The 6,334-nt window shown below is 38.1% G+C and carries 6 protein-coding genes and 1 other annotated feature; of the genes, 1 reads left to right on the top strand and 5 read right to left on the bottom strand.

The genetic code is table 11. The features are described 5' to 3' along the window. Window positions 1–390: 390 nt before the first annotated feature. Window positions 391–699, bottom strand: coding sequence for a rhodanese-like domain-containing protein (locus ACTWQM_RS19770; RefSeq protein ID WP_443259851.1), 309 nt, complete (start codon window positions 697–699; stop codon window positions 391–393). A 145-nt stretch (window positions 700–844) separates the two neighbouring features. On the opposite strand from ACTWQM_RS19770, the gene ACTWQM_RS19765 reads away from it, so the two are divergent. Next, window positions 845–1,567, top strand: a complete 723-nt coding sequence (locus ACTWQM_RS19765; protein ID WP_443259850.1) for a hypothetical protein — start codon at window positions 845–847, stop codon at window positions 1,565–1,567. Window positions 1,568–1,610: 43 nt separating this feature from the next. Here ACTWQM_RS19765 and leuS read toward each other — a convergent pair whose 3' ends face one another. The 4 genes from leuS to ACTWQM_RS19745 all read right to left on the bottom strand — a co-directional run bounded on the left by leuS (window position 1,611) and on the right by ACTWQM_RS19745 (window position 6,199). After that, window positions 1,611–4,028: a leucine--tRNA ligase gene (leuS, locus tag ACTWQM_RS19760; protein WP_443259849.1), complete on the bottom strand. Its 2,418-nt coding sequence runs from the start codon at window positions 4,026–4,028 to the stop codon at window positions 1,611–1,613. Window positions 4,029–4,086: 58 nt separating this feature from the next. Continuing rightward, window positions 4,087–4,306 (bottom strand) — a binding site (T-box leader). A 47-nt stretch (window positions 4,307–4,353) separates the two neighbouring features. Further along, window positions 4,354–5,061 (bottom strand): ABC transporter ATP-binding protein, encoded by a 708-nt coding sequence (locus ACTWQM_RS19755; RefSeq protein WP_443259848.1) that lies wholly within the window; start codon window positions 5,059–5,061, stop codon window positions 4,354–4,356. Beyond that, window positions 5,058–5,426 carry a GntR family transcriptional regulator gene (locus ACTWQM_RS19750; protein WP_443259847.1) on the bottom strand — a complete coding sequence of 123 codons (369 nt, stop codon included), beginning with the start codon at window positions 5,424–5,426 and terminating at the stop codon, window positions 5,058–5,060. Before ACTWQM_RS19750 ends, ACTWQM_RS19755 begins: the two co-directional genes overlap by 4 nt. A 2-nt stretch (window positions 5,427–5,428) precedes the next feature. Then, entirely contained in the window at window positions 5,429–6,199 is a 771-nt protein-coding gene (locus ACTWQM_RS19745; RefSeq protein ID WP_443259846.1) for a hypothetical protein, read from the bottom strand. Window positions 6,200–6,334 lie beyond the last annotated feature (135 nt).

Raw genomic sequence — 6,334 nt, 5'->3', positions numbered from 1 at the left:
ATGATTGACACCAATCAATCATTGTTGTCTTAGCTTTAAAAATTGAAATCAGGGTTTAAAAGTTTAACTTTTTTAACCTGTTTTCTTGACATACTGGTTGTTTTGTTCAGTTTTCAAGGAGCAAATTACACTGTTAATCTATTTATTTCGACAGCATAAAAATTATATCATCGTTGATGTTTATTGTCAATACTAGAAAACTTAGCTTAACACCAAGCTTATACTTATGCTGTACTGGTTTAACTGCCAACTAAAATCAACATTTCTCGTTTGCTGTTTTTTTGACAGCAGAATCAATATTACTACCGCTAACCAAAAAAGTCAACGGTATATTGCAATCGATTTTCACAAAGTGTATGGAAATATTATCCACTAACTTTAAAACACAAACTAGACTATAACCTCTCCGTCCCAATTCATCATTCCACCAGCCATATTTGATACTTTAAAACCGTGTTCATCCATGAACGATGCAGCGGTCATACTTCTATTACCTGAGCGGCATACTAATACATAATCTTTACCTTTATCTAGATCATTCATTGAATGCGGAATTTTTTCGAGTGGAATATGCTTGGCATTTGGTATCTTTCCTTGTGCTACTTCTTCATCCTCCCGTACATCCAAGACAACTGTATCATTGTCCTCTTCAATTAACTTTTCCACTTCCTTTGGGGTGACTTCATTAATATCATCCATTTAAAACCATCCTTTTTATTAGTATATAATTCATCTTAACCCCACGTATGAATAGGTTGCAACTATCTAACACAAAATAAATCAACTAAACATCAGTGAGGTGATTTATATCAAGTATTTCATCACAGCAGTTGGATTGCTTTTTTTGCTAGTACCAATCAATACAAATGCAGCGGATCAGCAGAACAACGCACCAACTCCAAAAACAATTGCCAAGTATGAAGAAGAAATAACAGGAGACTCTCAAAAAGATACAATACTATTAAAAGGAATTTTATTTTCACACGATACAGATTATTTCAGGGATATTTGGACCGAAATAACAGCTGGTAATCAGCAAGAATGGAAAATTCCATACGAGGGTGGGTATGATCCAGAGTTACAATTTATTGACCTTAATCACGACAGGGTTAATGATGTTTTTTATCAGAGTGCAACTGGTGGAAGTGGGGGGTTGTACTACTACCACTTACACACATTAAAGAATGACAAATTGAAAGAAATCCCCCTACCTGAACAGCCTTATGTGAAAGGTGAATTTAAAGAAGACTTTAAAGTAGAAATACAAATCTCTCCAGAGGAAGAACCATATATTGTTGACGTTGAAAATCGAGCTTCAGAATATATTCAGCTTGGAATATATAATAAAGAAGGAAAACTGATAGAAGAGAAATCACCAGCAATGGTTGATCCAATAGCCTTCTTTGATCCCGTAATAATCAGCAAGCAAAAAGGATACGGGTTAAAGAGTTATCAGCAAATTAGTGGTGCTTACCATGCAGATCAATTAGGAACAGTTGAAACGGTTTGGTATTACGAAAATGGGGAATGGATAGTTTTAAAAACTGAATGGGTACCGTCTAATTAAAAAGCAGGATCTCTTCTATAGATGCAGAAGAGATCCTTTAATTCTAATTTGCTACAATATTAACCAGCTTACCAGGTACTACAATAACTTTGCGAATTGTTTTTCCCTCAAGCCAATCCTGTATTTTATCATTTTCCAATGCTTGTTTTTCAAGTTCGTCTTTTGAAACATCTTTTGCTACCTTAATTTTAGCTCGAACTTTACCCATAACCTGTAAAACGACTTCTGCCTCTTCTTCTTCAAGTTTAGCGTCATCATGGATTGGCCAGGTAGCATAAGTGATTGTTTCAGTATTTCCCAGACGATTCCACAATTCTTCTGCAAGATGCGGAGCAACAGGAGAAATTAATTTCACAAAGCCCTCAATATAATGTTTTGGAAGACTTTCTGCCTTGTAGGATTCATTTATAAACACCATCATTTGTGAAATGCCAGTGTTAAAGTGCAGGTTCTCAAAATCCTCCGTTACTTTTTTTATTGTTTCATGATAGACCTTCTCCAACGAAGAATTTTCGCTGCTGTTACTGATTTTCTCAGAGAGACTCCCATCTTCGTTTACTATCAAGCGCCAAACACGGTCAAGGAAACGACGTGATCCGTCCAGACCATTGGTAGACCAGGCAACCGCTGCATCCAATGGCCCCATAAACATTTCATATAAACGGAGCGTGTCAGCCCCGTGTGAAGCAATAATATCATCAGGGTTAACAACATTGCCCTTAGATTTACTCATTTTCTCATTGCCTTCCCCAAGAATCATACCTTGGTTATACAACTTCATAAACGGTTCTTTCGTTGGAACAACTCCAATGTCATATAAAAATTTATGCCAGAAACGTGCGTATAACAGGTGAAGAACAGCATGCTCGGCTCCACCGATATAGATATCAATTGGCAACCACTCTTTTAATGCTTCTGGATCAGCAAGTTTGTCCGGGTTATCCGGATCAATAAATCGAAGGAAGTACCAGCAGCTGCCAGCCCATTGCGGCATTGTGTTTGTCTCGCGGCGCCCCTTCATTCCTGTTTTAGGATCAACAACATTAACCCATTCGCTGTTATTAGCCAATGGAGATTCACCTGTTCCAGAAGGTTTGAATTCTTTCATTTTTGGCAGTTCAACTGGCAATTCCTCATCAGGAACAGCTGTCATTGTGCCGTCTTCCCAATGTATAATTGGAATTGGCTCTCCCCAGTAACGCTGTCTGGCAAATAACCAGTCACGAAGACGATAGGTTACTTTTTTTTCACCTTTGTTACTCTCTTCAAGCCATCCGATCATCGTAGTGATGGCTTCTTCCTTATCCATTCCATTCAAAATATCAGAATTGACATGTTTTCCATCACCAACATATGCTTCCTTGGTGACGTCCCCTCCTGCAACAACTTCAACAATTGGCAGCTCAAATTTGGTTGCAAATTCATAATCTCGTTCGTCATGTGCTGGAACTGCCATAATGGCACCAGTTCCATAAGACATCAGCACATAGTCCGCAACCCAAATTGGCATTTTTTCATTATTTGCCGGATTAATTGCATATGCACCTGTGAATACGCCTGTTTTATCTTTAGCCAAGTCAGTACGTTCCAAATCGGATTTTGTTTGAATTTCCTTCATATAAGAATCTAAAGCATCTTTTTGTTCTCCCGATACAATCGTCTCCACCAAAGGGTGTTCTGGTGCCAATACGGCGTAAGTTGCGCCAAATAAAGTATCCGGCCTTGTTGTAAATGCAGTAAATTCCTCATCATACCCATCAATTCCAAATGTTACTTCAGCACCTTCTGATCGGCCAATCCAGTTACGCTGCATATCTTTAATGCTTTCCGGCCAATTCACTTCATCTAAATCTTCCAGTAGACGATCAGCATAGGCGGTGATTTTAAGCATCCACTGCTTCATTGGTTTTCGCACAACTGGATGTCCACCACGTTCACTTTTTCCATCAATTACTTCTTCATTAGCTAAAACTGTCCCAAGAGCTGGGCACCAGTTAACAGCCACTTCGTCCATGTAAGCAAGCCCATGTTCATATAGTTTTGTAAAAATCCATTGTGTCCATTTATAGTAATTGGGATCTGTCGTATTGATTTCACGGTCCCAGTCATATGAAAATCCAAGCTCCTGGATTTGCCGTTTAAATGTTTCGATATTTTGTGCGGTAAATTCTGCCGGACTGTTACCTGTATCAAGCGCATATTGTTCTGCAGGCAGGCCAAACGCATCCCAGCCCATCGGATGCAGTACTTCATAACCCTGCAACCGCTTCATCCGCGAGAAGATGTCAGTTGCTGTATACCCTTCTGGATGACCGACATGCAATCCCGCTCCGGATGGGTATGGAAACATGTCTAACGCATATACCTTCTCTTTATTTGAATAAGTATTTGTTTGAAATGTTTTATTCTCTTCCCAATAATTTTGCCACTTTTTTTCAATTTCCTGATGGTTAAAACTCACTGCTATTTCCTCCTTTTTCCTTTAACAAAACGAATAAAAAAAGCTACTCATCCCAATCGAAAGGGACGAGAAGCTATTACTCCCGCGGTACCACCCAAATTAACGCTAAACTGCTGCGCTCACTTGTATCCTTAACGCAGATTTACGACAGAAACTACTTCCGTTCATTTCTGCAACTTTATAAAGGTGAGTTCATAAATCTTCAGGAGCAGTTTACACCAGCCACTGCCTCGCTAAGCCTGAATAAATTTATTAATAATCCTTCTCATCGTCGTTTACTTATTTATATCGAATTCTAATCAAAGAAAACTGGTTTGTCAAGCACTTACACATATACCTCCGTTGACTCATGAACACGCTCCATCCAATCAACGACATCCATCTCATATTCCTCCCGTACCTGATCAGTTGATTTATGTGCTATAATCATGCCTTCCTTTAAAAGAACTACTTCATCGAGAATAGGCTCCACTTCTGATACTTCATGGGTAGTCACGATAAGTGTCTGTTTCTGTAGGTCAACAAAATTGATTATACTTTTAATAATTGATTTTCGAACCATCGGATCAAGTCCTGAAAATGGTTCATCTAACACAACATATGGGGCTCTCCGTGAAAGCGTAACGGCTATCTTTACTCTGCTTAAGTTCCCTTTTGATAAATATTTTGTTTTCTGCTTTATGTTCAATTTCATAAAGACAGCAATCTCTAAAGCTCTGTTTTTGTCAAAGTCTTTAAATTGACTGTTATAAAAATCAATCAGTTCCTCTATTGTAAAATATGGGTAAAAGGAATCCATATCCGTTAAATATGCTAGCATTTCACTAACACTTCTGTTAACTTGTTTGGAATCAATTAGTACATTTCCCTTTGTTGGCCGGATTAACCCAGCAAGCAACTTTAGTATGGTTGTCTTACCACTCCCATTTTCACCAATAAGCCCAATTATTCTACCTGGCTCAATTGTTAATGTACAGCGGTAAACCGCCTTACGGGCAAAATATTTCTTTGTCACTTGGTCCAATTGCATCATTTACTTCCCCGCCCTTCAGATTTGATCCCCTTTATCATTTCTTCTGTACTGTATCCCATATCATTCATATCACGGATGAATTGCTGAATGAATTCTAACTTCATTCCTTCTCGCAAATCGCTTAATCTATTTTGGTTACCTGTCACAAATGTCCCTTGACCACGTTTTGTCTCAACGATTTCCAAATTTTCCAGTTCCCGATACACCCGCTGCACTGTATTGGCATTAACTCCCGCTTCCAAAGCATACTCTCGAACTGAAGGGAGTTTTCCACCGACTGATCTGTCCCCCCGGATAATTTCACTGGAGATTCGGTTAATTAGTTGCTGATATATTGGTTTGTTCTCATCAAAATCTATCCCCATATCTATACCTCCACTTTACGATCTAGTAGGTATGCAGAGACCCCATATAATAACAGGGCTAACAATCCGTAAAATACATATAATCCAAAAAAGATAGTAGCATCTACACCTCCACTAATTTGGCCAGGAACAAAAGATATTGATAAATAATCACCTGAGTGATCATTCGGAATAGAAATTACTCCCCATTTCGTTAATACGTCATAGAAATTAGTAGACCGGAGTACGCCCATCAGCTGTACACCAATAATTAATAAGAGAACAACTGCTACAATGCTTAATCCATGTATATAGGTACGCCAAATTTGGTGCAACGTCCAGAAAAAGACAAGTATCACCGTGGGGTAAATTGAAACAACTACCATGTTGATAATAAGAATAAGCAAAAACGAGAAAGAATCTAGACCACTTTGAATTGATGCGCCCCAGATCATTTCAAAGCTGACCGCGATAACAGCTAATAGTAGTAAAAAACTAAACGCAAAAAACAAGCCATTTAAAAATTTGACGAAGAGCATTTTATGAATTGATTGTGGATTATGTAAAAATATTTCTAATTGATTCGTCTCTGTATTCAAGCTGTATAACACCGCACCAGGCAAAATAATAAAACCAAACGTTAGTAAGCCTACAAGCGATTCAAAAATGGAAGCATCACTCATAGCATCAGCTACTATCACGATAATTAAAGCCACGATAAACTGACCAATATAAAACCCTTTCATCATTTTCCATTCTTTAATATACAAGCCTTTAAATGCACTACTGATCATATACATATAACCTCCAAGCGTATTAGTGTTATAGGTAAATAGTACACTATTACAACCTAATAATCAACTTACTTTCCCCTCCATTTCGTGCTATGCTAAACTAATTACATCATAGAACTACTAAGGAGCCATCTA

The sequence above is a fragment of the Virgibacillus sp. L01 genome, assembly GCF_052246775.1.
GTDB lineage: Bacteria > Bacillota > Bacilli > Bacillales > Amphibacillaceae > Lentibacillus.
This window is presented reverse-complemented; position numbering and strand designations above follow the sequence as displayed.